Origin of the sequence: Roseomonas aeriglobus (genome assembly GCA_016937575.1) — a bacterium.
Lineage (GTDB): Bacteria > Pseudomonadota > Alphaproteobacteria > Sphingomonadales > Sphingomonadaceae > Sphingomonas > Sphingomonas aerigloba.
The window spans coordinates 2,246,532-2,271,452 of the sequence record JAFHKN010000002.1 but is presented as its reverse complement, the minus strand read 5'-3'; the positions used below and the strand labels follow the sequence as shown (position 1 = coordinate 2,271,452).

24 protein-coding genes and 1 tRNA gene are annotated in these 24,921 nt (G+C 67.3%); 14 read left to right on the top strand and 11 right to left on the bottom strand.

The features are described from left to right. Positions 1-129: 129 nt before the first annotated feature. Together JW805_11400 and JW805_11395 are read right to left on the bottom strand one after the other, a co-directional pair. A complete protein-coding gene (locus JW805_11400; GenBank protein ID MBN2972621.1) occupies positions 130-837 on the bottom strand; it encodes a 50S ribosomal protein L25/general stress protein Ctc in 708 nt (235 codons plus the stop codon). A gap of 134 nt (positions 838-971) precedes the next feature. After that, a complete protein-coding gene (locus JW805_11395; GenBank protein ID MBN2972620.1) occupies positions 972-2,180 on the bottom strand; it encodes an LL-diaminopimelate aminotransferase in 1,209 nt (402 codons plus the stop codon). A 107-nt stretch (positions 2,181-2,287) separates the two neighbouring features. On the opposite strand from JW805_11395, the gene phaC reads away from it, so the two are divergent. From phaC to clpS, 3 genes are all read left to right on the top strand, one after another. Then, entirely contained in the window at positions 2,288-4,030 is a 1,743-nt protein-coding gene (gene phaC / locus JW805_11390; GenBank protein ID MBN2972619.1) for a class I poly(R)-hydroxyalkanoic acid synthase, read from the top strand. A gap of 120 nt (positions 4,031-4,150) precedes the next feature. Beyond that, entirely contained in the window at positions 4,151-4,954 is an 804-nt protein-coding gene (locus JW805_11385; GenBank protein MBN2972618.1) for a phasin family protein, read from the top strand. A gap of 78 nt (positions 4,955-5,032) precedes the next feature. Beyond that, the gene (gene clpS, locus JW805_11380; GenBank protein MBN2972617.1) at positions 5,033-5,440 is read left to right on the top strand and encodes an ATP-dependent Clp protease adapter ClpS; all 408 of its coding nucleotides are present in this window, start codon (positions 5,033-5,035) and stop codon (positions 5,438-5,440) included. Between the two features lie 355 nt (positions 5,441-5,795). Here clpS and JW805_11375 read toward each other — a convergent pair whose 3' ends face one another. From JW805_11375 to JW805_11360, 4 genes are read right to left on the bottom strand one after another with little or no spacing between them, the layout of a single operon-like run. Beyond that, positions 5,796-6,521: an ABC transporter permease gene (locus JW805_11375; GenBank protein ID MBN2972616.1), complete on the bottom strand. Its 726-nt coding sequence runs from the start codon at positions 6,519-6,521 to the stop codon at positions 5,796-5,798. Next, entirely contained in the window at positions 6,518-7,381 is an 864-nt protein-coding gene (locus JW805_11370) for an ATP-binding cassette domain-containing protein (protein MBN2972615.1), read from the bottom strand. Before JW805_11370 ends, JW805_11375 begins: the two co-directional genes overlap by 4 nt. Positions 7,382-7,440: 59 nt before the next feature. Continuing rightward, complete coding sequence (gene rlmB, locus JW805_11365; protein MBN2972614.1) at positions 7,441-8,205, bottom strand: 23S rRNA (guanosine(2251)-2'-O)-methyltransferase RlmB; 765 nt, start codon at positions 8,203-8,205, stop codon at positions 7,441-7,443. After that, positions 8,202-9,821, bottom strand: a complete 1,620-nt coding sequence (locus JW805_11360; protein ID MBN2972613.1) for a M20/M25/M40 family metallo-hydrolase — start codon at positions 9,819-9,821, stop codon at positions 8,202-8,204. The genes rlmB and JW805_11360 overlap by 4 nt, the downstream gene beginning before the upstream one ends. Positions 9,822-9,997: 176 nt before the next feature. Here JW805_11360 and JW805_11355 point away from each other — a divergent pair. Then, positions 9,998-10,084: transfer RNA gene (locus JW805_11355), tRNA-Tyr, on the top strand. Between the two features lie 55 nt (positions 10,085-10,139). Here the strand turns inward: JW805_11355 and JW805_11350 are convergent. Together JW805_11350 and JW805_11345 are read right to left on the bottom strand one after the other, a co-directional pair. Next, positions 10,140-12,584, bottom strand: a complete 2,445-nt coding sequence (locus JW805_11350; GenBank protein MBN2972612.1) for a hypothetical protein — start codon at positions 12,582-12,584, stop codon at positions 10,140-10,142. A 4-nt stretch (positions 12,585-12,588) separates the two neighbouring features. Beyond that, entirely contained in the window at positions 12,589-12,960 is a 372-nt protein-coding gene (locus tag JW805_11345) for a hypothetical protein (GenBank protein MBN2972611.1), read from the bottom strand. Positions 12,961-13,091: 131 nt separating this feature from the next. Between JW805_11345 and JW805_11340 the strand changes: the two genes are divergently transcribed. Continuing rightward, positions 13,092-13,790 (top strand): response regulator, encoded by a 699-nt coding sequence (locus JW805_11340; protein ID MBN2972610.1) that lies wholly within the window; start codon positions 13,092-13,094, stop codon positions 13,788-13,790. After that, complete coding sequence (locus JW805_11335; protein MBN2972609.1) at positions 13,787-15,199, top strand: HAMP domain-containing histidine kinase; 1,413 nt, start codon at positions 13,787-13,789, stop codon at positions 15,197-15,199. Before JW805_11340 ends, JW805_11335 begins: the two co-directional genes overlap by 4 nt. 6 nt (positions 15,200-15,205) lie before the next feature. Here JW805_11335 and JW805_11330 read toward each other — a convergent pair whose 3' ends face one another. After that, complete coding sequence (locus tag JW805_11330) at positions 15,206-16,075, bottom strand: phenylalanine 4-monooxygenase (protein MBN2972608.1); 870 nt, start codon at positions 16,073-16,075, stop codon at positions 15,206-15,208. Positions 16,076-16,099: 24 nt separating this feature from the next. Between JW805_11330 and JW805_11325 the strand changes: the two genes are divergently transcribed. The 3 genes from JW805_11325 (at position 16,100) to JW805_11315 (ending at position 18,175) form a co-directional block, all read left to right on the top strand. Next, positions 16,100-16,744 carry a TIGR02117 family protein gene (locus tag JW805_11325; protein ID MBN2972607.1) on the top strand — a complete coding sequence of 215 codons (645 nt, stop codon included), beginning with the start codon at positions 16,100-16,102 and terminating at the stop codon, positions 16,742-16,744. Between the two features lie 43 nt (positions 16,745-16,787). Continuing rightward, a complete protein-coding gene (locus JW805_11320; GenBank protein MBN2972606.1) occupies positions 16,788-17,444 on the top strand; it encodes an alpha/beta fold hydrolase in 657 nt (218 codons plus the stop codon). A gap of 68 nt (positions 17,445-17,512) precedes the next feature. Continuing rightward, on the top strand, positions 17,513-18,175 hold the full coding sequence (locus JW805_11315; protein MBN2972605.1) for a hypothetical protein: 663 nt from the start codon (positions 17,513-17,515) through the stop codon (positions 18,173-18,175). 45 nt (positions 18,176-18,220) lie between these two features. Here JW805_11315 and JW805_11310 read toward each other — a convergent pair whose 3' ends face one another. Both JW805_11310 and JW805_11305 read right to left on the bottom strand, forming a co-directional pair. After that, entirely contained in the window at positions 18,221-18,508 is a 288-nt protein-coding gene (locus tag JW805_11310) for a hypothetical protein (protein MBN2972604.1), read from the bottom strand. 18 nt (positions 18,509-18,526) lie between these two features. Continuing rightward, the gene (locus JW805_11305) at positions 18,527-19,537 is read right to left on the bottom strand and encodes a glycerophosphodiester phosphodiesterase (protein ID MBN2972603.1); all 1,011 of its coding nucleotides are present in this window, start codon (positions 19,535-19,537) and stop codon (positions 18,527-18,529) included. Between the two features lie 70 nt (positions 19,538-19,607). Between JW805_11305 and JW805_11300 the strand changes: the two genes are divergently transcribed. The 5 genes from JW805_11300 to JW805_11280 all read left to right on the top strand — a co-directional run bounded on the left by JW805_11300 (position 19,608) and on the right by JW805_11280 (position 24,919). After that, complete coding sequence (locus JW805_11300) at positions 19,608-20,108, top strand: 2Fe-2S iron-sulfur cluster binding domain-containing protein (protein ID MBN2972602.1); 501 nt, start codon at positions 19,608-19,610, stop codon at positions 20,106-20,108. Further along, positions 20,105-21,082 (top strand): xanthine dehydrogenase family protein subunit M, encoded by a 978-nt coding sequence (locus tag JW805_11295; protein ID MBN2972601.1) that lies wholly within the window; start codon positions 20,105-20,107, stop codon positions 21,080-21,082. Before JW805_11300 ends, JW805_11295 begins: the two co-directional genes overlap by 4 nt. Next, the gene (locus tag JW805_11290) at positions 21,079-23,298 is read left to right on the top strand and encodes a xanthine dehydrogenase family protein molybdopterin-binding subunit (GenBank protein ID MBN2972600.1); all 2,220 of its coding nucleotides are present in this window, start codon (positions 21,079-21,081) and stop codon (positions 23,296-23,298) included. Before JW805_11295 ends, JW805_11290 begins: the two co-directional genes overlap by 4 nt. A gap of 99 nt (positions 23,299-23,397) precedes the next feature. Beyond that, positions 23,398-24,327, top strand: a complete 930-nt coding sequence (locus JW805_11285; protein MBN2972599.1) for an XdhC family protein — start codon at positions 23,398-23,400, stop codon at positions 24,325-24,327. After that, entirely contained in the window at positions 24,314-24,919 is a 606-nt protein-coding gene (locus JW805_11280) for a nucleotidyltransferase family protein (GenBank protein ID MBN2972598.1), read from the top strand. Before JW805_11285 ends, JW805_11280 begins: the two co-directional genes overlap by 14 nt. Positions 24,920-24,921: the final 2 nt, after the last annotated feature.

The window sequence follows — 24,921 nt, the reverse complement described above, 5'->3', positions numbered from 1 at the left end:
TCGTATTCCCTCTCCCCTTCAGGGGAGAGGGCTAGGGAGAGGGGCGGGGTCTCACCGAGACCGTACGCCCGTGGCACTCCCCCTCTCCCAACCCTCTCCCCGCAAGCGGGGAGAGGGCTAGAAGGTAACTTACTCGCCCTTGGCTTCGCCGTCGGCGTCGCCTTCGGCCGCATCGCCTTCGGCTTCAGCGGCTTCGGCCTGCTGCTCGGCAGCGGCTTCGGCAGCCAGCGCGTCGGCTTCAGCCAGCGATTCCTGGACATCGGCCTTCATCGCCGACGGGGCGATGATGGTGGCGATGGTGAAGTCGCGGTCGTCGATCGTCGGCTCGGTGCCCTTGGGCAGCTTGACGTTCGAGATGTGGATGGTGTCGCCGACTTCGAGCCCTGCGAGCGAGATCGTCACTTCGCTGGGGATTTCAGCGGCGTCGCAGACCAGTTCCAGCTCGTGACGGACGATGTTCAGCACGCCGCCCTTCTTGATGCCGGGAGCGTCTTCCTCGCCGGTGAACACGATCGGCACCGCGACGGTGACGGTCGAGTGCTCGCCGATGCGCAGGAAATCGACGTGCAACGGGCGATCGGTGACGACGTCGAAAGCGACGTCCTTCGGCAGGGTGCGCACGGCCTTGCCGCCGGCGTCGATCATCACGACCGAATTCATGAAGTGGCCCGTGTTGAGCAGCTTCATGAGCTCGCGCTCGTTGACGCTGATGCTCTGGGGGTCCTGCTTCAGGCCGTAGATCACGGCGGGGACGCGGCCTTCGCGACGCAGTGCCCGGGAGGCTCCCTTGCCAGCCCGGTCACGCGTCTCGGCCGACAGGTTAAGCGTGTCGCTCATTGTCGTATTTCCGATTCGCTAGATGCTATTGTTCGTCTGTCCCGGCAGGCCTCCAGGGATGACCCTGCCGTGACAAGCGCGCGCCCTTAGCGGGGATGGGGCGGAAAAGCAATCGGCGGGCGGCAGTGCGTCCATCAGCCCGCGGTCTTCGCCCCCGTGTTGACCCCCATCGACTGCAGGTACTTCTTCACGTTCCGCGCCGCCTGACGCAGGCGCTGTTCGTTCTCGACCAGTGCGATGCGGACATAGCCTTCGCCGTCCTCGCCGTAGCCGACGCCCGGCGCGACCGCGACCTTGGCGTGGGTCAGCAGCTGCTTCGAGAATTCGAGGCTGCCCATGTCCTTCAGGGCGGGCGGGAGCGGCGCCCAGGCGAACATCGACGCCTTGGGCGCAGGAATATCCCAGCCGGCGCGAGCGAAGCTTTCGACCAGCACGTCGCGGCGCTTGTGATACAATTCGCGGTTCTTGCTGACGATATCCTGCGGGCCGTTCAGCGCCGCGCAGGCCGCCGCCTGGATCGGCGTGAAGGCGCCGTAATCGAGGTACGACTTCACGCGCGTCAGCGCCGCGATCAACTGTTTGTTGCCGACCGCGAAGCCGATGCGCCAGCCGGCCATCGAATAGGTCTTGCTGAGCGACGTGAATTCGACCGCGACGTCCTTCGCACCCGGCACCTGCAGGATCGAAGGCGTCGGGTTGCCGTCGTAATAGAGTTCCGAATAGGCCAGATCGCTGAGGATCCAGACCTTGTTCTCCTTCGCCCAGGCGACGAGGCGTTCGTAGAAGGCCAGGTCGACCGTCTCCGCCGTCGGGTTCGACGGATAGCCGCAGACCAGCACGCTCGGACGCGGTACGGTGAAGGCCATCGCGCGGTCGAGCGCTTCCCAATACCGCTCGTCCGGCGTCGTCGGCACGCTGCGGATCGTGGCTCCGGCGATGATGAAGCCGAACATGTGGATCGGATAGGACGGGTTGGGCGCAAGTACGACGTCGCCCGGCGCGGTGATCGCGGTCGCCAGGCTCGCGAGGCCTTCCTTCGATCCCATCGTCACGACGACTTCGGTTTCGGGATCGAGTTCCACGCCGAAGCGACGGCCATAATAATTCGCCTGCGCACGGCGCAGCCCCGGAATGCCTTTCGACTGCGAATAGCCGTGCGCATCGGGCTTCATCGCGACTTCGCACAGTTTCTCCAGCACATGCGCCGGCGGCGGCAGATCGGGATTGCCCATGCCGAGGTCGATGATGTCCTCCCCCGCCGCACGCGCCGCGGCCCGCATCGCGTTCACTTCGGCGATGACATAGGGGGGCAGGCGCTTCATGCGGTAGAATTCTTCGGACATCGGTCTCCCTTTCGGTTGGGGCAACTCCCTACGCCATTCGAACGCATCCGGGAATGACGCGCGTGCTCTAGGGCGCTAGAAAGCCTCGACACGACGGAGAGGACGCCATGCCCGACACGACTCAGCCGCCCCTGCCGAGCCTGGCCGACATGCAGCACTGGACCTGGGTGCTGGGTCGTGCGCAACAGATGATGCTGGAGGCGGGGATCGACGTTGCCGAAGCGGCGCCGAAGATCACGACGCCAGCCATCCCGGCACTGACGTTCGATCCGGCGCAGATGATGCAGGCGTCCGCCGATTTCTGGACCGATACGCTGAAGCTGTGGCAGCGCTTCCTCGACCCCGCCGCGGCCGAACCCTTCGTCGAGACGCCCGAACAGGCGCGCGATAAGCGTTTCAAGGCGCCCGAATGGCGCGAACAGCCGGTGTTCGATTTCCTGCGTCAGAGCTATCTGACGATCGCCGAGCATCTGCTGAAGACTGTCGATCAGGTCGAGGGGATCGACGACGCACAGCGCGAGCGGCTGCGCTTTGCGACAAGGGGCTTCGTCGATGCGATGAGCCCGTCGAACTTTGCCGCCACCAACCCGCAGGTCATCGCCAAGGCGATCGAGACGAAGGGGGAAAGCCTGCTCAAGGGCCTGCAGAACATGCTGGCCGACATCCAGCGCGGGCAATTGACGCATACCGACGCGGACGCGTTCGAAGTGGGGCGCAATATCGCGACCACCCCCGGAAAAGTTGTTCACCGCACGCGGCTATACGAGCTGATCCACTATACGCCGACGACCGACAAGGTGCTGGAGACGCCGCTGGTCATCTTCCCGCCGTGGATCAACCGTTTCTACATTCTCGACCTGACACCCGAGAAGAGCTTCATCGCCTGGGCGGTGGCGCAGGGCCTGAGCGTGTTCGTCGTGTCGTGGAAGTCGGCGGATGCATCCCTCGCCGATGTGAAATGGGACGATTACGTCGCCGCGCAATTGGATGCGATCGACACGATCCGCGACCTGCTCGACGTGCCGTCGGTCCACACGATCGGGTATTGTGTCGCCGGCACGACGCTCGCGGCGACGCTGGCGGTGCTCGCGGCGAAGGGCGAGGCGGAGAAGGCCGCGAGCGCGACCTTCTTCACCGCGCAGGTCGATTTCGCGAGCGCGGGCGAGCTGCAGCATTTCGTCGACGACGAACAGCTGGCGATGATCAAGGGCCTGTCGACCGACGGCTATCTCGACGGGCGCTACATGGCGGCAACCTTCAACCTGCTGCGCGGGCGCGACCTCATCTGGAACTACGTCAGCAACAATTATCTGATGGGGCAGGATTATGCGCCGTTCGACCTGCTGCACTGGAACGGCGACGTCACCAACCTGCCGGCGGGATGGCACCAGAGCTATCTGACCGATCTCTATCGCGACAACAGGCTGGTCGTACCGGGGTCGCTGAGCGTGCTGGGCGTACCGCTCGACCTCAGTCAGGTGCGAACCCCGACCTATGTGCAGGCAGGACGCGAGGACCATATCGCGCCGGCAGAGAGCGTGTGGAAGGTCACGCACCATTTTGCCGGACCGCTGAAATTCGTGCTGGCCGGCTCCGGCCACATCGCCGGCGTCGTCAACCCGCCGGCGGCGGGCAAATATCAATATTGGACCAATGAGGCCAAGGTCGACACGCTGGCGGACTTCATCGCCGGCGCCAAAGAGACGAAGGGCAGTTGGTGGCCCGACTGGATCGAATGGATCCGCACCCAAAATGACAAGGTGGTGAGGGCAAAGGGTGCACGCGTGCCGGGGAAGGGTAAGCTTGCAGCGATTGCGGAAGCACCTGGAGACTATGTCCGCGCACGATAACTCTCTGGAACGCCATCATATTTAAAGCCATATTGGGCTATGTTGCACCGCACAAAAATGCCTTGCATTCTGCGCTGTTGATCGTTATTTGTGCGCCGCAACAATTGATGCAGGTGCGTTATGGCGAACAAGATTTCGAAGAGGACGACGCCCGCGCCGAAGGTGACCGCTGACGTCGCCAAGGCCGCGGCGGAAACCGTCGCTGCGGCGGTCAAGGCGCCGGTCGACGCGACCCAGGCGGTGATCGACGCGGTTGAGCGCGCGCCCGTGAAGTCCGTGCCCGCGGCGATCGCGGCGCCGGCCAAGGCCACGCCGCGCGTCGCTAAGGCGACGGCTCCGGTAGCCCAGGCGGCCGCGCCGGTCGCCGACGTTGCCGCGCCGGTCGTCGAGGCGGCGACCGCTGCGGTCGCGGCCGTGGCGGAACCCATTACTCAGGCGGTCGAAACCGCCGTTACCGCGACCCCAAAGGTCGCTCCTACCGTAGAGAAGGACGTGACTAAGATGGCTACCCAGTTCGAAACCCCCAAGATGTTCACCGACGTCAGCGAGCGTGCGAAGGCGATGTTCTCGAAGAGCCAGTCGGCCGTTGCCGACATGGGCGAGTTCAGCAAGGGCAATGTCGAAGCGATGGTCGAATCGGGCAAGATCGCGGCCAAGGGTTTCGAGACGCTCGGCCAGGACGCCGCCGACTATACCCGTCGCTCGTTCGAGACGATGACCAGCGCGTTCAAGACGCTGGCTTCGGTGAAGTCGCCGACCGAATTCTTCCAGCTGCAGAGCGAATATGTCCGCTCGGCATTCGACCAGGCGGTCGCGCAGTCGTCGAAGAACACCGAAGCGATGATCAAGCTGGCTAGCGATGCCGCCCAGCCGCTGTCGAACCGCTTCGCGGTTGCCGTCGAGAAGGTGAAGACCGCCGCCTAACCGCGGGCGGTGCCCGTCCGGCATCGATACGAAAAGGGGCGGTTGCCATGCGGCGGCCGCCCCTTTTTCGTGGCTTACATGGGCGCGTCAGGGTTGTCGGCTCGCCCGCGTGCGCATATTTTACCCGGCGTGACGACGATCCTCCCCCCGACCGCCGCTTCCGGCCCCGGCTCCGACGACGATGACGGCGGCATCAACACCGGCGTCGCGACCAAGACCCGCGCCAAGACGAAGAAGCCCACGCCCTACCGCGTGCTGATGCTCAACGACGATTATACCCCGATGGAGTTCGTCGTCCTCGTCCTCCAACGCTTCTTTCGCATGGACATGGAACAGGCGACGCAGGTGATGCTGCACGTTCACCAGAAGGGCGTCGGCGTGTGTGGGACGTTCAGCTACGAGGTTGCGGAAACCAAGGTGAGCCAGGTGATGGATTTCGCCCGGCAGAACCAGCATCCGCTGCAATGCACGCTGGAGAAGGCGTAGCGGGCGGCCGGCGGCTTTGCGATAGCAAAGCCGCGGACTCGCCACGGCGGGCAGCGGGGCGGCGGGGCCGTCCCATCTGACGGTGTGGCGTGCGGGGCAGCGGATTAGCCGCGCTAATCCGCGTCGCGGCCCCGATCGCGGCCGGCGGGGCTATGCCCCGGCCGACGACGCGGCTTTGCCGCGGCACTGGGTCTGACCACGATTTATCGGCTCGCCCCGCGCAAATCTCGTCCACCACCGTCATCCCCGCGAAGGCGGGGATAAATTCTCGCTGGTTCCAGTGAATCTCACGGAGTTCAGCGACTATGAATTCCCGCCTTCGCGGAATGACGGAATATAGGGCGGGCAGCGTGACCTACCGGAAACTATGCCGCGTCATCGCCGCGACCATCGCGACCGCGAGCACCGCACCCGCCACGCCGCCGATCGATCCATAGGTCCACGGATCGGGCGACTGGAACACCTTCACCTGCAACAACCACGGGAAATAGTCCGCCTTGTCGGTCCGCGTGATCATTGCCGAAAGCGCGACGAGCACGCCGGCTATGCCCACGCCCAGTGGCACGACGAAGCTGGCGAAGCGAAGCGCGGTCCATAGCAGGATGACGCTGAACGCGGCGCTCGCGACGAGCATCGCGGCGGTACGCCCCAGCACCATGTTCCACGGGATCACGCCCAGTGGCATCGTGCCGCGGATCGTGCCGGCCAGCGCCGCGGCCGCAGTTGCGAAGGCGAGCATCAGGCCCGTCATGCCGACGATGACCGTCAGCGTCACGATCAGCTTCGCCGCGAACAGCTGCCACCGCCGGATCGGCAGCGTGAGCAGATGATCCCAGCCGCGCGAGCGATGTTCGATCTGGCCGACCAGCGCGACGAAGGCGGCGATCGTCATGGGCATCAGGAACAGCGACCAGACCGGCAGCGCGAAGCTCAGGTAGACGCTGCTCCACGCGGGCGTCTTGCGGCTGGCCAGCATGCCCAGGAGCACCAGCAACGCGGGCAGGGCGGGCGCCGCGACCGCCAGCAGCAGCGCGAGCGACCCGCGCAGCTTCGTGACTTCGGCGCGGATCAAGGCGATCATACCGCGTCCTCCAGCGCGACAGTGTCGCGGTACAGCCCTTCCAGCGAGCGCGTTTCCGGCACCGCGCTGAACACGTCGAGGCCGGCGTCGACCAGATGCCGCAGCGCCGCTGCCGTCGCGGCGCGCATGGCGTCGGCGGCGCACGCAAGCACCACCGCATCGCCGTCCGGCGCCGCGTCGAGCCCCGCCGCCGCCAGCAGCGCTGCTCCACGTGCCGCATCGCCGACCGCGATCCGCACCGTCTGCGCGGTGCCGATCAGCGCGCGGACCTCGCCCTGCAGCACCAGACGGCCGCTGCGCATCATCCCCATATGGGTCGCCATCTGCTCGACTTCGCTCAGCAGATGGCTCGACACGAACACGGTGCAGCCGCTCGTCTGTGGCAGGTCCCGGATCAGGTCGCGCATCGCGATGATGCCGTCGGGATCGAGGCCGTTGGTCGGCTCGTCGAGAAGCAGCAGCCGCGGGCTGCCGAGCAGCGCGCGGGCCAGCGCCAGCCGCTGTTTCATCCCCAGCGAATAGGTGCCGGCGCGACGTCGTGCGGCGTCGGTCAGGTCGACGATTTCCAGCACGCGATCGACCTCGCTTGGCGGCAGATCGCGCAGACGACGGCTGAGGTCGAGGTTGGTGCGCCCGCTCAAGTGATCATAGAGGCCGGGCGCCTCGATGAACGCGCCGATCTGGGCGAGGGCAGCGCGCGCGCCGTCCGGCATGACGTGGCCGAGCAAGCGTACCTCGCCCGCGTTGCGCCGCATCAGTCCGAGCAGCAGCCGCATGGCGGTCGTCTTCCCCGCGCCGTTGGGGCCGAGGAAGCCATAGACCGACCCCGCCGGCACCGCGAGCGCGACGTCGTCGACCACTGTTCGCCCACCGAGCGTCTTGGTCAGCCCGGTGGTTTCGATGGCGAGCCGGTCGCGGGTCAGCGCGCTGCCGTCACTGCATAGAGCGCGATCGCCGCGGCATTCGACACGTTCAGGCTTTCGACCTTGTCCGAGATCGGCAGACGCGCGAGCAGATCGCAGTGCGCTTCCACATTCTGCCGCATGCCTTCGCCTTCGGAGCCGAGGACGAGCGCGACCTTCTGCTTGCCGAGTGCTTCACCGAGCGTGACGGTGCCCGCTCCGGTCAGGCCGATGCGCCAATATCCGGCCTCCGCCATCTCCTCCAGCGCGCGCGACAGGTTGACGACGCGGACCCACGGCACCGTCTCCAGCGTCCCCGACGCCGAACGCGCCAGAGCCCCCGATTCGGGCGGCGCGTGGCGATCCTGCGTGACGATGCCCAGCGCATCGAATGCCGCGGCCGAACGCAGCACCGCGCCGACATTGTGCGGATCGGTCACTTGGTCGAGGACGATGATCGGCCGATCGTCGTCCGCGCCTTGCGCCAGCAGGTCGCCCAGCCAGATGTCCTCGAGCGGATCGACTTCCGCCACCAGCCCCTGATGCGGCGCGTCGCTCGGCACCAGCCGCGCGAGATCGGCGGCGTCGGCGATCAGCAGCGGGATCGACGGGTCGGGCTTGCCGAGCAGGCCGACCGTGTCGGGCGTCGCCCAGATCTTGCGGATACGCCGTTCCGGGTTGGCGAGTGCGGCGAGCACGGGGTGGCGCCCCCAGAAGCGGGGGCGCGTCGATGCGGCGGACTTGCCGGGGCGATGCCCGGTCTTGGGCGGGCGGCGGCTCACCGGTCTTCGTCCGGATCGGCGTAGGCGAACGGATCGGTGACCTTCGGCTGCTGCGGCAGCGGCCCGCGCGGCAGCGGCTTTTCGGCATTGGCCGCCTGAAGCAGCATGCCGGCCAGCACGATCGATCCCTGGCGCATGTCGTCGCCCTTCAGCTTGTCGAACGTGTCCGCGCTGGAATGGTGGGTGCGCGAATCGTAGTCGAGCGGATCCTGGATGAACTGGAAACCCGGGACCGCGACGGACTGCATGAACACATGGTCGGTGCCGCCGGTGCGCGAGATGACGACGTCCTTGGCGCCGAGCGACGCGAAGGGGGCGAGCCATTCGCGCAGGATCGGCGCGGCGGCGATATTCTGTTCGGCATAGATGCCGCGCAGCTTGCCGCCGCCGTTGTCGATGTTGAAGTATGCCGCCAGATCGTTGTAGCCCGGCTGCGGATTGACCGGCCAGCGGTTGCCCCAGCCCATGTAGCGGTCGAGCCCGGTCTGGGTGTTCGCGCCCGTCCCGCGTGTCGCCAAATGCTTTTCGACATAGGCCAGGCTGCCCAGGATCCCCTGCTCCTCACCCGACCACAGGGCGAATCGAATCGTGCGCTTCGGGCGGACGCCCATTTTCGACAGGATGCGCGCGGCCTCCATCACCATCATCACGCCCGCGCCGTCGTCGGTTGCGCCGTCACCCGCGACCCAACTGTCGAGGTGCCCCCCGGCCATCACATAGCCGGCCTTCGGATCGGTGCCGGGAATCTCGGCGATGATGTTGTACGCGTTGCGGTCGCTGTCGTCGAAACGCACGTCGCTCATCACTTCCAGCACCGGCGCGGGGCCGACCTTGGCGATGCGGGCGAGACGGCGGTAGTCTTCGGCCGCGATCTGGATGCCGGGGATGGGCGAGGTGTCACCGACGCCGAACAGATAGCCTTCGCCGTGCACCAGCATGCCGTCGCGATAGCTTTCGGTGGCATAGGCGACCGCGCCCTCGGCTTTCAGGAAGGTGACGAGCTTCTTCATGAAGTCGTTCCGCTTCAGGCGGCGTTCGGCGGCGTCCGGGTCGTAGCGCGGCTGGCGATAGGTATCGAGCTTGGCGATCTGCTCGCTGCTCAGTCGCTCGAAGGGGGCGTCGGTTTCCTCCGACCCGTTGGTCGGGCGCGAGATCATGACGATCTTGCCGTTGAGCTTCCCGCGCCACTTGTCGAAATGCCGCTCGGCGCTGATCGGGGCGACGATGACGGGGGCGGTGACCGTGCCGTTCGTGCCCGGCGTCCAGGCGATGGGGATCGCGGTCAGCTGGATCGGGCGGGGCGAGATCATGCGGACGCTGGAGCGCTCGATCGACCAGCCGCGGCCGAAATCAAAGCCTTCCTTGTGGACGTTCTTCAGGCCCCAGTCGCGGAACTTGTCCATCGTCCATGCCTCGGCCTTGCGCATGCCGGGCGAGTTGGTCAGCCGCGGACCGATCATATCCATGAGGTACTGGCTGTTGACCATCACCTCGGACTGGTTGGTACCCTCATCGATGATCCGGGCGATGACCGTGCGGTCGACCGATTGCGCGGCGGCCGGCAGAGCGGCGGCAAGCGCCGTGGTTGCGGCAAGGACGAGTGCTAGGCGACGCATTGATCATTCCCCCTGGTCGAACGATTTTTCGATTCCGCCCCTGCTATGCGGCGCCCGCGCAGGTGGCAAGGCAACTCGCAACGCACAAAGGTGCGTTGACAGCACGCATCCGCTTCGGCATTGGGCGCCCTCGCTTCACCACGAGCGACCGCCTTTTCGCAAGGCGCAGACCTGATGGACAGGTGGCCGAGTGGTTAAAGGCAGCAGACTGTAAATCTGCCCGGGTTTCCCGTACGCTGGTTCGAATCCAGCCCTGTCCACCATTCCCCCCTTACGGCGCAGCAACGGCCCGGGGGCGATGCGGCCCCCCGGGGGCCTTCAAAAAATCTTGCGCAGGCTGAGCGCGACCGTACGGCCGACCGGGTTGAGATAGGCGCCCTGATAGGGGAGCGGCGTCGCGCCGAGACCGTCGCGCACGCGCTGGCGAGCGTTGAAGGCGTTGGTGATGCTAAGGCTGACGCGAGAGCCCCTCAGCCAGTCCGGGGCCTTTGCCCTGCCGATCGTGTCGGCGACATTGGCAAATAGATTGAGGTTGACCGTCGCCAGCGGGCTGAACGTCAGGTCGCCCGTTGCCGTCCCGGTACCGCGCAGCGACGTGCCGCTCTGCCAATCGGCCGTAATGCGGGCGCCGAGCCCGCGCTTGAACGCGCCTGCCTGGGCCTGGATCTCGTGCCTGGGCCGTCCGCCGCGCGCGTCGAGCGCGCCGCCGTCGAGCAGGTCGAGAGCGGGACCGCCGGGCCGTAGCAGTACATTGTCCTCCAGTCGCCAGCTGTGCTGGATCGACAGCATCAGCCGGCTCGACAGATTCTCGTATCGGCGCGCGGCCGGGCTGCCGGCCTCGACCCGCATGACCTGGGCATTGGGGGGCAGGCGGCGCTTCGCCTCGGCCTCGCTGGAAAAGACACGCACGTTGCCGCTCTGCACGCCCGGCGGCAGCGGCCCGAGCGGCTTCATGAAGCTGAGGCCCCAGCGGATCTGCTGCTGGTCGAACCGTGCGAAATTGACCGGCGTCGCGTCGATGCGCTGCAGCCGTCCGCTCGCATCCCGGGTGAAGCGATTGGGAAAAGCATCCTCGATCTGCGGTGTCAGGATGGGAAAGGCAGCGATCGGATCGTCGGTCCGGGTGCGCAGGTAATCGACGTTCAGGACGAGGTCGGTCTTGGTCCAGGGCTTGATCGTCGCGCCCAGGCTGAAGACGTGGCGATCCTCGGTCCGCAGGCCCGCGTTGCCGCCGAAACTGCGCGTGACGTCGACGGTTTCGCGCCGGCGCACGTCGAAGGTCCGGACGTTGGGCACGACCAGCAGCGGTGCGCCGAGTTGGTCGACGGTCGGGGCGACCTCGGTGTCACTCTGCGATGCGATCAGCGAAAGGGCAGGCGACACCGCCCATTGCAGACCATAGCCGATGGCGCGGATCGTGCCGACATCGGACAGCCGTTCCACGGTCGCGTTGGCATTGACGGACAGTGCGCCCAGCCAGGCGAGCGGCGGGGTCGCGGCGCCGGCGATCGGCAGGTCGATATTGGCCTGGACGCTGCCAGCGTCGCGAGAGAGGTCGCCGGTCAGCGTCGTCGCACCGAATTGCGATCGGCTGTCGGCGTCTCGGGTCGATATCCCCGAGCGCAGGCTGAACGCCGCGGCGCCCGCGGGCAACGCGAACGGCGATCCGGTGACCAGCAGATCGGCGTTGGCCGTCGAAGTGACGAAGCGGGCGACGTTGGTCGGCGCAGCGGTGACGCCCGTATCGGTCGTGCTGTCGGCCACCGATCGGTCGAGATTGCCGGTCGCGGTCCACTGCCACCGTCCCGCCCGCCCGCCGACGGTGGTGCCGAGATGGAGTGTCGCGGTATCCGCATCACGCCGCAGTACGCCGCCTTGGCCGAGCCCGACCAGGGCACGTGTCTTGCCGCTTTCGAAGCGACCGTTGAGGGTCGCCGCGACGTCCTTGGCAAGCGTACCGGCAATCGTGCCGTTCAGCGTGAAGCGATCGGAAGCGGGCAGCAAGGTGCGATAGTCGCCGAGCCGCGGGTCGATGCCCGGTTGGACGATATCCCGCTCGCTTTCCAGCAGCGCGCTCGATCGGCTCAGGTCGGCGTCGAGCATGTAGCGCGTATCGTCCCGGATCCGCAGATAGCTGGCGCCGCCGCCGGTCGTGCTCTGACCGCCTTCGGTCGGTCCTGCGCGAAACAGCTGGCCGATCCGCGAAGTGAAGCGCTCGAAGGCGACGACGTTCACGACCTTGCGGTCGGCCGGATAGCCGTATTTCAGCGCGACCTCCTCGGGCAGGATCTCTGTCCGCTCGATCGCTTCGGTCGGCAGCCGCGCGATCTCGGCGAAGCTGGACACGCGGCGACCGTTCAGCAGGACGATCGGATCGCCGCCATCCTGGCTACGTCCACTCGCCACCTGCGCGCCGAGCGACTGGATGAGTTCCGATACCGTCGCGGCGCCGTAAGACCGGATGTCGAGTGCGGAGAGCGTGCGTTCGGGTGGAATGTCACCGATGACCGATCCTCGCGGACGCCGACCGGTGACGACGACGTCTCCGCCTGCGGTCGGCGCCGGCCGGGCAGCGGGCGGCGGACCGTCCTTGAACCGCTCGCGCAACTGCTGCTGCACGTCTTCGGGCAGCGGCTTTCCGTCCGGTCCGCGAAATTCGACAGTCGGCGCTGCCGGCGCTGCCGGTGCTGTCGGCGTAGGGGCGGCGGGCGTCGTCGCTTGCAGGGCGGCCAACAGGCTGGCGCCGAGTGTCACCGTCGGCATGGCGTCACGCCGCGCGCTTGGCAGTGAAGGGCAGCGTGGCGACACCGTCGATTTCGACGTTGCCCGCGAGCGTCGCTCCGGCCGCGTCCGGTGTCAGGATGAAGGTCAGTCGCGGTTGCGACTTCAGGCTGAATCGGGCGGTGTCGCCCGTGACCGACACATCTTCCAACGCTCGCCACGTCTGCGCGCGCGACGACTGATACCGTCCAGACCAGCCGGCGTCGGTGCGGGTCAGCTCGAACGTCCAGTCCGCACCCGCGAATTCGCCGACCCAGCGGCCGGCGATGCGATCGCTGGCTTGTACGGAAAGCGACGCCGTCGCGGGGGCAGGTGTCGCCACTGGACAGGCCAGGGCCAGGATGATGGTCGTGATCATGAAGCTCTCCCGTATCGGACGCGACCATCAGAGCAGCGCGACGTAGCGGCGTGATGCCGGTTTCGTCACACCGGCCGATACGAAGATGCTACAAAGCCATGCTATTGCCTCCGACCATGCATAGCGCCGCCATGTCCCAGGATCGGATCGTCGTGGTGGACGACGACACCAGCATCCGCGAGGCGCTGGCCGAATATCTCGGCAATCACGGCTATGCGGTGCGCACCGCCCACGGCGCCGCCGCGTGCGATCGGTTGCTGGCGGAGGCGCCGGCCGATCTGCTGGTCATCGACGTGATGATGCCGGGGGAGGATGGGCTGTCGCTCTGCCGCCGGCTGGCACCCACGGGCACGCCGATCCTGATGCTCAGCGCGCTCGACGGCGTCACCGACCGCGTCGTCGGGCTGGAAGTCGGGGCGTGGGATTACCTCGCCAAACCCTTCGAGCCGCGAGAGTTGCTGGCGCGAGTCCGTGCGTTGCTGCGCCGGCCACGCAGGGAAGCGCCATCGGACAGCGGCGCGCTCGCCTTTGCCGGATGGTGGTTCAGCCCCGACGAACGGCGCCTGCGCGATCCGCAGGGGCGACCTGTGTTGCTGAGCGAAGGCGAACATGCGCTGCTCGCGGCGTTCGTTCGCCGCCCTGGCCGGGTGCTCAGCCGCGACACGCTGCTCGACGTCGCGCGCGGGCTCGATGCGGCATCCTATGACCGCGCGATCGACATCGCGGTCAGCCGGTTGCGGCGGAAGCTGGCCGAGGCGGATGCCGCGCCGTTGATCGAGACTGTGCGCGGGGCGGGCTATCGCTTCCTGCCCGCGGTGCGCCCGGCATGATGCGGGCCTTCTGGCGCCGGCCGAGCGCGCTGACCGCGATCGGCGGCTTCAGCGTCGCCATCGCGGTGCTGAGCGTCGCGATCACCGCGAGCGTCGTGTTGATCATGCCGGATCCGCCCGCGGTACGGATGACCGTGACCGAGGCGGTCGGTGCCCTGCGCGGGACGAACCCTGCGCTCGCGCGCGATGTCGGCCCGGCGCCCGAGGGACCGCCTGCGCCGCTGCTGCAGCCGATCCTGGCGCGCGCGCTCGGCCGGCCGGTCGAGGCGGTTCGCGTCGTCTGGCTGGACCGCGCGCCACGCCCGCCGCGTGGCGACGGTGTCGTCGTCTTCGCCGGTACGCGCCTAAAGGGCGAGGCGCTGGGAAAGATGGTCTTGCCGAAAGATGTGGCGGCTTCGGGCTCGCCGATCGTGATCCGACGCCAAGGCGTCCTGCCGATGCGTATCGTGCCGGAGTCGATGACCGATGCCCTGATCGGCGGCATCCTGCTCAAGCTGCCGCAGCCGGCTTTCGCCGCCAGCGTTCGGCTGGCCGACGGACGCTGGCTGACCGCCAAGCCGCGATCGCCGACGTTCGGCGGGTGGCGGCTGAAGGTGCTGATCGCTCTCGTCGCGAGCCTCGCGCTGCTCGCGCCGCTCGTCTGGCTGTTCGCGCGACGGTTGACCCAGCCGTTCCGCACGCTGGCCGCCGCGATCGATGACGGGCGCGACCCGCCCCAGTCGCAGGGGCCGCGCGAGTTGCAGGATGCGGCCCGCGCGATCCTGCATCTGCGCACGCGCCTGGCGGCGGAAAGCGACGAGCGCCGGCGGATGCTGACCGCGGTCGCGCACGACCTGCGGACGCCGCTGACCGGCCTCAAGCTACGGATCGAAGCGGTGGCGGAGCCGCATCGCAGCCGCATGGCTGCCGATGCCGACCGGATGGGCGCGATGATCGCGGGCGTGCTGGCATTCGCCCGCGATGTCGATGCGCCACGACACGCCGTCGACGTCCGCGCGACGATCGCCGAGATCGTCGCCGACATGCCCCAGGTGCGGCTGGACGATGGCCCCGACATAGTGGTGGTCGTCGTCGAATCGGCGTTCCGCCGCGCGATCGAGAATCTCGTTCGCAACGCGATCGACTATGCCGGCGGCGGGCGGATCGCGACCGGGATCGCGGGGGCTGACGCGATCGTGCGCGTCATCGACGCCGGCCCCGGCATTGCTGTCGACGACCGCGCGCGCCTGGTCCGCCCGTTCGAACGCGGCGAGGCATCGCGCAACCGCGATACCGGCGGCGTCGGGCTGGGCCTCAGCATCGTCCAGAGCTTTGCCGACCTGCACGGCGGCAGTCTGTCCTTGGACGAGGCGCCAGTCGGCGGGACGGTCGCGACCCTGCGCCTGCCGTTGCCGAGCGGCGGTGCGTGACCGCGCCTAGCCCGCCTTCGCGCGTGCGTAGTCCTGTGTACCGACGGTGATCGCATGGTCGTCCGCGAGTACCGCGTCGACGGGGATCGCCGGCTTGCCGACGATGTCGTCGTACAGCGGTGCGAAATCGGTCTCGACCGTCTGGCGCAGCAGGTCGTCGAAGCTGTCGATGACGAAATAGGTCTGCTGGAAATCGTCGATCCGGTAGTCGGTCTGCATCACCCGCTTCATGTCGAAGCCGATACGGTTTGGGCTGGCGTCCTCCAGCGCGAATTTGGATTCGGCGAAGCTGGAGACGATGCCGGCGCCGTAGATACGCAGCCCCTCGGGCTCGGCGACCAGGCCGAATTCGACCGTGTACCAGTACAGTCGGGCGAGCTGCTTGAGTGCCCCGAGTTCCAGCGCGCGCAAGCCCCCACGGCCATAGGCGGCGAGATAGTCCGCGAACACCGGGTCGGCGAGCATGGGGACATGGCCGAACACGTCGTGGAAGACGTCGGGTTCCTGCAGATAATCGAGCTGGTCCGGCCGGCGGATAAAATTGCCCGCAACGAAACGGCGGTTTGCCATATGGTCGAAGAACACGTCGTCGGGCACCAGGCCGGGGACGGCGACGACGCTCCAGCCGGTCAGCCGGGTCAGCCGCTCACTCAGCTCGTCGAAATCGGGAATACCGGGCTTGGACAGTTTCAGGACGTCGAGCCCGCGCAGATATGCCTCCGACGCGCGGCCAGGCAGCAGTTTCGCCTGGCGGGCGAACAGCGTATCCCAGGTGGCATGTTCCTGCGGCGTGTAATGCGCCCAGTCCTGCGGAATCGTCCAGTCGGCGTTGGCGCCCTCCGGCGGGGCAGCGAGTACGTGCGTTTCGTCAGCCATGCGAGGGAGGTAGCATAGTTGCAAATGATACGATACCGCCCGTTTCGTCTGCTGCTCGCGCTGCCGCTGATCGCGGTTGCGCTATGGGCGCTGGCAGCGGCGGTCGGCGGCTGGTGGCCGGTCAATCGCGACCGGCAGCCGGCGGAAGCGGGCGTTCGCATCTATGTGATCGACAACGGCATTCATACCGGCATCGCCCTTCCGGCGGCGGGGTGGGGCGATATCGTCCGGCCGCAGGATTTTCGCGACCCGCGCTACGCGGGGCATCGCTGGCGCATGTTCGGCTGGGGCGACCGCGCCTTCTATATCGAGACGCCGACCTGGAGCGATGTGCGGCCGGTGACCGTGATCGGTGCGGCATTTGGCGACGACCGCACGGTGATGCATGTCGATGCGATCCCCGAGCCGCGGCCCGGCCCCGACGTGCGCTCTATCATCCTGCGGGCCGACGAATTCGCACGACTGACCGGGTTCATCCGCGCAAGCTTCGCGGACGGGGCGCCGATTTATGGCTATGGTCCGGACGACGCCTTCTACCCCGCACGCGGCAGGTACAGCGCCTTGCGGACCTGCAATGCCTGGACCGGCGAAGCGCTGCGCCATGCAGGGGTGCGGATGGGGGCGTGGACACCGACGTCGGGCAGTGTCATGCGATGGCTGCCGCAATGACCGCCCCGATCGCCCCGCCACCCTTGCGCCTGACGTTGCGGGAATGGCCGCGCGCGGCGGTGACGGTCGCGCGGCTGGCGTGGCGCTGGCGGACCTCGATGCGGGCCTGCGCGGCGACGGGCGGCCGGTGATGCTCCTGCCGGGACTATTCAATTCGGATCGCTCGAACGTCGCGCTGCGCATTTTCCTGCGGCGGATCGGCTATGACGCGCGCGGTTGGGGGCTAGGGCGCAACTTCGGCTCCCGGACGATCGGAGCGGAAGCGGAGAGGCTGCTCGACCGCGTCGCGACCCTGGCGCATGAGGCCGGACAGCCGGTAACGCTGATCGGCGTGTCGCTCGGGGGCATCATGGCGCGGCTGGTCGCGCATCGCCGGCCCGATCTGGTGCGCGAAGTCATCACGATCAGTTCGCCTTACGCCGGCCATCCGCACGCGACGCGCGTGTGGCGCGCCTTCGAACTGATCACGGGCGAGCGCGTCGACGACCCTCGTGTAACGGCTTTGGCGGCCGAAATCGTCCGACCACTGCCCGTGCCCGCCACCGCCATCTGGAGCGCGTCGGACGGCCTAGTCGCGGGCGATGCGTGCCGCGGCGGCGACTGCGCGGATATCGAGGTGCGCAGCGGTCATCTGGGTGTGCAGTTGCACCCAGAGGTGTTGATCGCGGTCGCACGAGTGCTGGAACCACTCCGTCGCTGACAGCGACATTCATCTGGCGTACAGTTGATCTATATCAGCATCGGTGCAGCTCAGTGAACGGGGGTGCCATGAGGGTCGGGATTTTAGCCGCGGCGGTCGCGATCGTCTGCGTGACGCCGGCCGCGGCACAGGCGCGGTTCGATGCCGCCGCGGCGCAAATCCGGTTCGACGCGCTGATCGAGAAGATCGGCCAACAGGACATGCGTCTGATCGTCACCGACACGCCCCCGGCCGAAATGCCCAGAGTCCCGACGATCCTCCTCCCGCGGGCGGCGCTGTCCGCGATCCGGACGGAGCAGGAACTGGACGCTGCCTTGAGCGTGCTGGTCGTCGATCTGTTCAATCCGACCGTAGATCCCCGGGGATCTCGTCCGACGGTCGGCGATTATCTGGGTCTCGCCGCCTATGCTGCGGCGGTGGAGGCGATCGACCCGCCAAATCCGCACGACCCGCGCAACATCCGCGATACGCGAATTGGTGGTATCGATCTGAACGATCCGCGTCGAATGCCGGTGAAGGACACGATCTCGCCGCGAGGGCGCCTGTTGCTCGGGTATCTGCGGCGCACGCGTAGCTGCACCGGGGCGGCAATCGATGTGCTCGCGCGATTTGCGAGGACGCCGGCCTTGGCCGACAGCCGCCTTGCCCGGCTGGGGACGCAGACCCGGAGCGATCTGGGGGCGGCGGTGATGCCGCCCGACCACAGCTGCGTGACCGCTGCCGCGCGCTAGGGTCCGTATTCCAATACGATCCCCGTTCCGATCGAATGCAGACCCTTAGTGAACCCGGCCGTCCTGCGACGCGACATAGCCGTCGTAGGGTCCGCATTCCGGATCCTTGCGACACCGTTTCGCCCAGTCGCGGCGTTCCTTGCCTTCACGCGCTTCTGCCTTGCGCATGCGGCGGCCATAGTTTCGGTCGGCTTCGTCCTGGCTGGTGGTAGCCCAATCGGCGGCCTGGCCGACCGCCTTGACCGGCAGAGTGACGACATCGAAGGCGGTCTTGGCGAGGCAACCCGACAGGCCGAGCGCGGCGACCGGCAGCAATATCAGGACTTTCCGCATCGATACGCCCTCGAATACTCAACGCAGCCGGCGAGCGTCGCGGGCGCGGGAACCCTCTAGCGGAAAATCGGTGAAGAAACCATCGACGCCCAACTCGATATACCGCGCGATCTCGTCTTGCAGCCGCCCATGCGCCCGCGGGTCGATGCCGGTGCGCAGCGACGCGGGAAGAAAGTAGTTTTCTGCCCGAAACGTCCAGGGATGGACCTTCAGCCCCGCTGCATGGGCGTCGGCGACAAGGCTGGTCGGTACCGCGTCGCCATCGCGGATCATCGCCTTGTTCGGGCCGATGCCATAGGCATAGGCGGCTACAGCCGACAGCCCCTCGGGCGTCGCCATCGCGGCATAGCTGGGCATTGCGCCGTCGGCGGGCCCACCCTTTGCGTCCATCAGCTGGATCAGGCGAACCTTCGTCAGACCGTGCAGGCGTTTGAGGTTCGCGACTTCGAACGATTGGATGAAGACCGGTGCATCGTCGCTGTCCCACCCCGCCGCCCTCAATTCTGCGACGAGGCGGCTGTCGGTTTCCAAGCCGATCGACGCGAAATAGGTCGGGTGCTTCGTTTCCGGATACACGCCGACCTTATGCGCCTTGGCGAGCGCAATGATCTCCGCAAAGGTAGGAATCTCGAACCGGCCGTCATGGTCGGTTCCGCGCAGTAGCGGCAGACGTTCCTTCGCGCGCAGCGTCTTCAACTCGGCTAGCGTGAAATCTTCGGTGAACCAGCCGGTGACCCTAATGCCGTCGATCGTCTTCGTGACCTTGCGGTCGGCGAATTCGGGATGGGCGGCGACGTCGGTCGTCTCCGAAATCTCGTTCTCGTGCCGCGCAACCAGAACGCCGTCCTTGGTCGGCACCAGATCGGGTTCGATGAAGTCGGCGCCCTGTTCGATCGCGAGCCTATAGCTGGCGATCGTATGCTCTGGCCTGAGGCCGCTGGCGCCACGATGGGCGATCACGATCGGATCGGACATGCCTGCAATGTGCCCCACACTCGCTGCCAGAGCCAGCGCCATCCAGACCGACATTCGCGTGCTCCATGGAAACCCGGGGAGTTAAGGTGCGTTAGCCAGCTTATCATCACGGGACCAGCTGACCATGCACTTCACGATCAACGGCGAGCGGCACGAGGCCGATCCCGATATCCGCGCCTCGCTGCTCGACGTTCTGCGCGAGCATCTTCAGCTGACGGGCACCAAGAAGGGTTGCGACCACGGCCAATGCGGGGCGTGCACCGTGCTGGTGAACGGCCGTCGCATCAACAGCTGCCTGACGCTCGCCGTAATGCATCAGGATGACGAGATCGTGACGATCGAGGGTCTCGGTTCGCCGGACGACCTCCACCCGTTGCAGGCGGCGTTCGTCGCCCATGACGGCTTCCAGTGCGGATACTGTACGCCGGGGCAGATCTGTTCCGCGGTCGGCATGATGGACGAAGCGAAGAAGGGCTGGCCGAGCCATGTCAGCGACGACCTGTCCGGCGACGTCGTGCTGGAAGACGGCGAGATCGCCGAGCGGATGAGCGGCAACCTCTGCCGCTGCTCCGCCTACCCGAATATCCGCGACGCAATTCGCCAGGTTTGGGAGGGCGCGAAGTGAAGCTGTTCGACTATGCCCGCGCCGACACGCCCGAGGCCGCCGTTCAGGATATGAGCGCGCGGTTCATTGCCGGCGGGACCAATCTGCTCGACCTGATGAAGCTGCAGGTCGAGACGCCGGCGAAGCTGGTCGACATCAGCCGGCTCGACCTAGCCGAAATCGAGAAAATCGACGACGGGGGGCTGCGCATCGGCGCGCTGGTGCCCAATTCCGATCTTGCCGCCGACCCCCGCGTGCGCGATCGGTACCCGGTGCTCAGCCGCGCCTTGCTGGCCGGCGCATCGGGACAGTTGCGCAACAAGGCAACGACCGGCGGCAATCTGCTCCAGAGGACGCGCTGCGGGTATTTCTACGACACGCATGCCCGCTGCAACAAGCGCGAGCCCGGCAGCGGCTGCGACGGCCGCGAGGGCTTCAACCGCATTCTCGCGATCCTCGGCACGTCGGAGGCCTGTATCGCGACTCACCCGAGCGACATGGCCGTCGCGATGCGCGCGCTTGACGCGGTGGTGCTGACGCTGGCGCCGGGCGGCGATCGGCGGCGGATACCGCTGAGGGACTTCTACCGCCTGCCGGGCGATACGCCGCAGATCGAAACGGTGTTGCAGCCGGGCGAGCTCATCACCCACGTCGAACTGCCCGCACCGCCCGCCGGTCGCCAGACGTATCGCAAGGTGCGCGATCGCGCCTCCTATGCCTTTGCGCTGGTGTCCGTCGCGGGCGTCGTTGCGGTGGAGGACGGGAAAATCGCCTCCGCGTCGCTCGCCTTCGGCGGGCTCGGGCCGATGCCGTGGCGCGACGCTGCGGTCGAGGCGGCGCTGGTCGGGCAGGCGCCGGGCGATGCCGCCTTCGCCGCCGCAGCCGACGCGTTGCTCGCTGATGCACAGGGCTATGGCGAGAACGACTTCAAGATCCCGCTCGCGCGCCGGACGCTGACCGCGGTGCTGCGCGAGCTCACGGAGGATGCGGCATGACCGATACCAAGACGCTGCAACTCGACGTGCCAATCGAACACAGCCTGCTTGAAGGCGCGCCGCAGGGACTGACCGGCAAGCCGATCGACCGCGTCGACGGCCCGCTGAAGGTCGCCGGCCGTGCGACCTATTCGGCGGAATATGCGCTCGACGATATGGCGTACGGCGTGCTCGTCAGCGCACCGTTCGCCCAGGGTCGGCTGAACGCGGTGATCGCGGACGACGCGCTGGCGGTGCCAGGAGTGATCGACGTCGTCGTCGATCTCGACACCTTCGCCCGCAATCCGCAACAGGGTGGTGAGGAAGAGGCCCCGACGCAGGGCGTGCGGGATATCGATTATTTCGGCGAGCATGTCGCGGTTGTCGTGGCAGAGAGCTTCGAAATCGCGCGGGATGCCGCGCACCTCGTCCGGTTCGACTATGTCGAAGGGCTGCCCGACGTCGATTTCGACGGCCGCCTGGACGAAGCCGAAACACCGCCGCCCAGTCAGATGCCTCCGCATCAGGAAACGGGCGATCCCGATGGCGCACTCGCCGCAGCGACGGTGAAGGTCGATGCGGTGTGGACCACGCCCAGCCAGAACAGCGCGGCGATGGAGCCGCATGCCTCGATCGCGACATGGGACGCGGACGGGCGGCTGACGCTCTACAGCTCGCTCCAGATGCCGTCGTCGGACAAGAAGCAGCTGATGGACGCGCTCGACCTGACCGATGATCAGGTCCGCATCGTCGCACGCTACATTGGCGGCGGTTTCGGATCGAAGCTCGGCATCTCGACCGAAGGCATCGCAGCGGCGATCGCTGCCAAGCAGGTCGGTCGGCCGGTGAAGGTCGTGATGGCGCGCCAGCAGGTGTTCGACGCGACCGTCCGCCGGTCGAACACCCGCCAGCGCGTGGCGCTGGGCGCCGATGCCTCGGGCAAGCTCACGACCGTCATCCACGAGAATATCGTCAGCAACCTGCCGGGCGAGGATTTCTTCGAGCCGGTCGGCATGGCGACCCAGTTCCTCTACGCGGGCGAGAACCGGCGGATCACGCATGATACGGTGCGGATGAACTGGCTGATGTCCGGATCGATGCGTGCGCCGGGCGAAGCGGTCGGCATGCTCGCGCTCGAGGGCGCTATGGACGAGCTGGCCGAGGCCGCCGGGATCGATCCGGTCGAGCTGCGCAAGCGCAACGATACCGATATCGATCCGACGCAGGACGTGCCGTTTTCGACCCGCAACCTGTCGCACTGCCTGGACGAAGGCGCGAAGGCGTTCGGCTGGGCCCCCGCCAAGCCCGGCACGTCACGTGACGGCGATTGGCTGATCGGTACCGGCATGGCCGCCTCCACCCGCAGCAACATGGCCCAACCATCGACCGCGCGGGTCACCCTGACGCCGGCGGGCGGGGCGATCGTCGAAACCGACATGACCGACATCGGCACCGGCACCTATACCATTCTGGCGCAGATCGCGGGGGACCTGCTCGGGCTGCCGATCGATCGCGTCGAGGTGAAGCTGGGCGACACCGACACACCGTCGGGTGCCGGATCGGGCGGGTCCTGGGGTGCCGGATCGTCGGGCAGTTCGGTCTATCTGGCGGCGGAAAAACTGCGCGAGCGGATCTGCGAAAAGCTGGAATGCGAACCCGCCGGCCTGACGCTGAAGGACGGGCACGCCATTGCCGGCAACCGTCGCGTGCCGCTGACCGACCTGGTCGGCGAGGGACTGAGCGCAGAGGGGACGATCAAGCCGGGATCGAACGAGGACACCCATACCCAGGCCTCCTATGGCGCGCACTTCTGCGAGGTGCGGGTGAATGCGGTATCGGGCGAGGTCCGCGTGACGCGCTGGCATTCGACCTTCGCCGCCGGGCGTATCCTCAATGAAAAGACAGCGCGATCGCAGTGTATCGGCGGGATCGTGTTCGGCATCGGCGCGGCGCTCAGCGAAGAACTGGTCCACGACCCGCGCGACGGGCGTGTGGTCAACAACGACCTTGCCGAATATCATGTGCCGGTGAACGCCGACGTGCCGATGATCGACATCCAGTTCCTGCCCGAACGCGACGTCTGGGCGAACCCGCTCCAGGCGAAGGGGATCGGCGAGCTCGGTATTTCGGGCGCCGGCGCGGCGGTCGCGAACGCGATCTACAATGCGACCGGCGTGCGCGTGCGCGACTATCCGATCACGCTCGACAAGCTGCTGGCGGGCTTGCCCGAGGTATGAATTGCGCGATGCCGTGCTCCCGCGAAGGCGGGAGCCTAGAGCCGCGAGCGATCTCCCCTGTTACCCTGGGCCCCCGCCTTCGCGGGAGCACGGAGGTACTTGGTGGCCGATAACGACAGCGTGCTCGCCGCCGCGCGGGCGTGGAAGGACGCGCCGCTCGCGCTTGCGACCGTGGTATCGACCTGGGGGTCGGCACCACGCCCGCGCGGCAGCCACATGCTCGTCCACGCCGACGGCCGGTTCGAAGGATCGGTGTCCGGCGGTTGCGTCGAAACCGATATCCTCGCGACCGCCGCCGAGGTCATCGCTGGCGCGCCTGCGGTCGTCAAACGCTACGGCGTGGCCGATGCCGCGGCCTGGGAGGTCGGCCTGCCGTGCGGCGGCGAGATAGCCGTGCTGGTCCAACCGGTGTCGGCGGAGGGCTTCGACCCCGAATTGTTCGATCGCATCGACGACGCGCGCGCCGAGGGCAGGGGACTGGTCGTCGCGACCGATCTGACGACCGGGCACAGCGATCTGCGCCCGCTCGAGACGGGAGAGGTCTTTCTCAACCGCTACGACCCGCCGCGGATGTTGCTGATCGTCGGCGCGGTACAGATCGCGCAGTCGCTCAGCGCTCTGGCCACCACGCTCGGCATCCGTACCGTCGTCATCGATCCGCGCGCGCGCTTCCTGACCGAGGAACGCTTTCCCGGCGTCACGCTCGACGATCGCTGGCCCGACGAAGCGGTCGCCGCCTACACGCCGGGCCCGTCGACAGCCGTCGTGACGCTCAGTCACGACACCAAGATCGACGATCCCGCGCTGATCGCCGCGCTCGCCACCGATGCGGCCTATGTCGGTGCGCTCGGCAGCCGTCGCAGCCACGCCGCGCGACGCGAACGGCTGGCCGCGGCGGGGCTTGCCGATGCGCAGATCGACCGCGTCGACGGGCCCGTCGGGCTCGATATCGGCGCGGTCGGACCGGCGGAGATCGCGTTGTCGATCGCCGCCGCCATGATAGGAGCCTTCAACCATGATCGCCGCTGAGGATGTCGTCCTGATCCTGCTTGCCGCGGGTCGCTCCTCGCGGTTCGGCGGGGGCAACAAGCTGGAGGCGGAGTTCCTCGGCAAGCCGGTCGGGCTGCACGTCGTGACGGCGCTGGAAAGCATTCCGTTCAAGCAGCGCTTCGTGGTGCGTGACGATTGCTCGCTCGATTTCCGTGGGTACCGTGTCGTCCACAACGACCAGCCGGAAGACGGCATGGCGCGGTCGGTCCGGATGGGCGTCGAATGTGCGAAGGCGGAGGGCGCGAAGGCCGTGCTCATCGCGCTTGCCGACATGCCGCGGGTAACGGCGGCGCACATCTATCGCCTGCTCGACGCCGCGGATTCGAACGACGCCGTGGTGGCCTCCAGCGACGGCACCCAGCCGCGTCCGCCGGCTTTGTTCGGGGCCGGCCGGTTCGACTTCCTGACGACGCTGGAAGGCGACGCCGGCGCGCGCGAGCTGGTGAAGGCGGGCAAGCATGTCGTGACCTCGCCGGCCGAGCTGATCGACATCGACACGCCGGAGGATCTGGAAGCGCTGCGCGCGCTGGTCCATGCGCCGGAGCTCACGATTACGCGCCCGCAAGGGTGAGG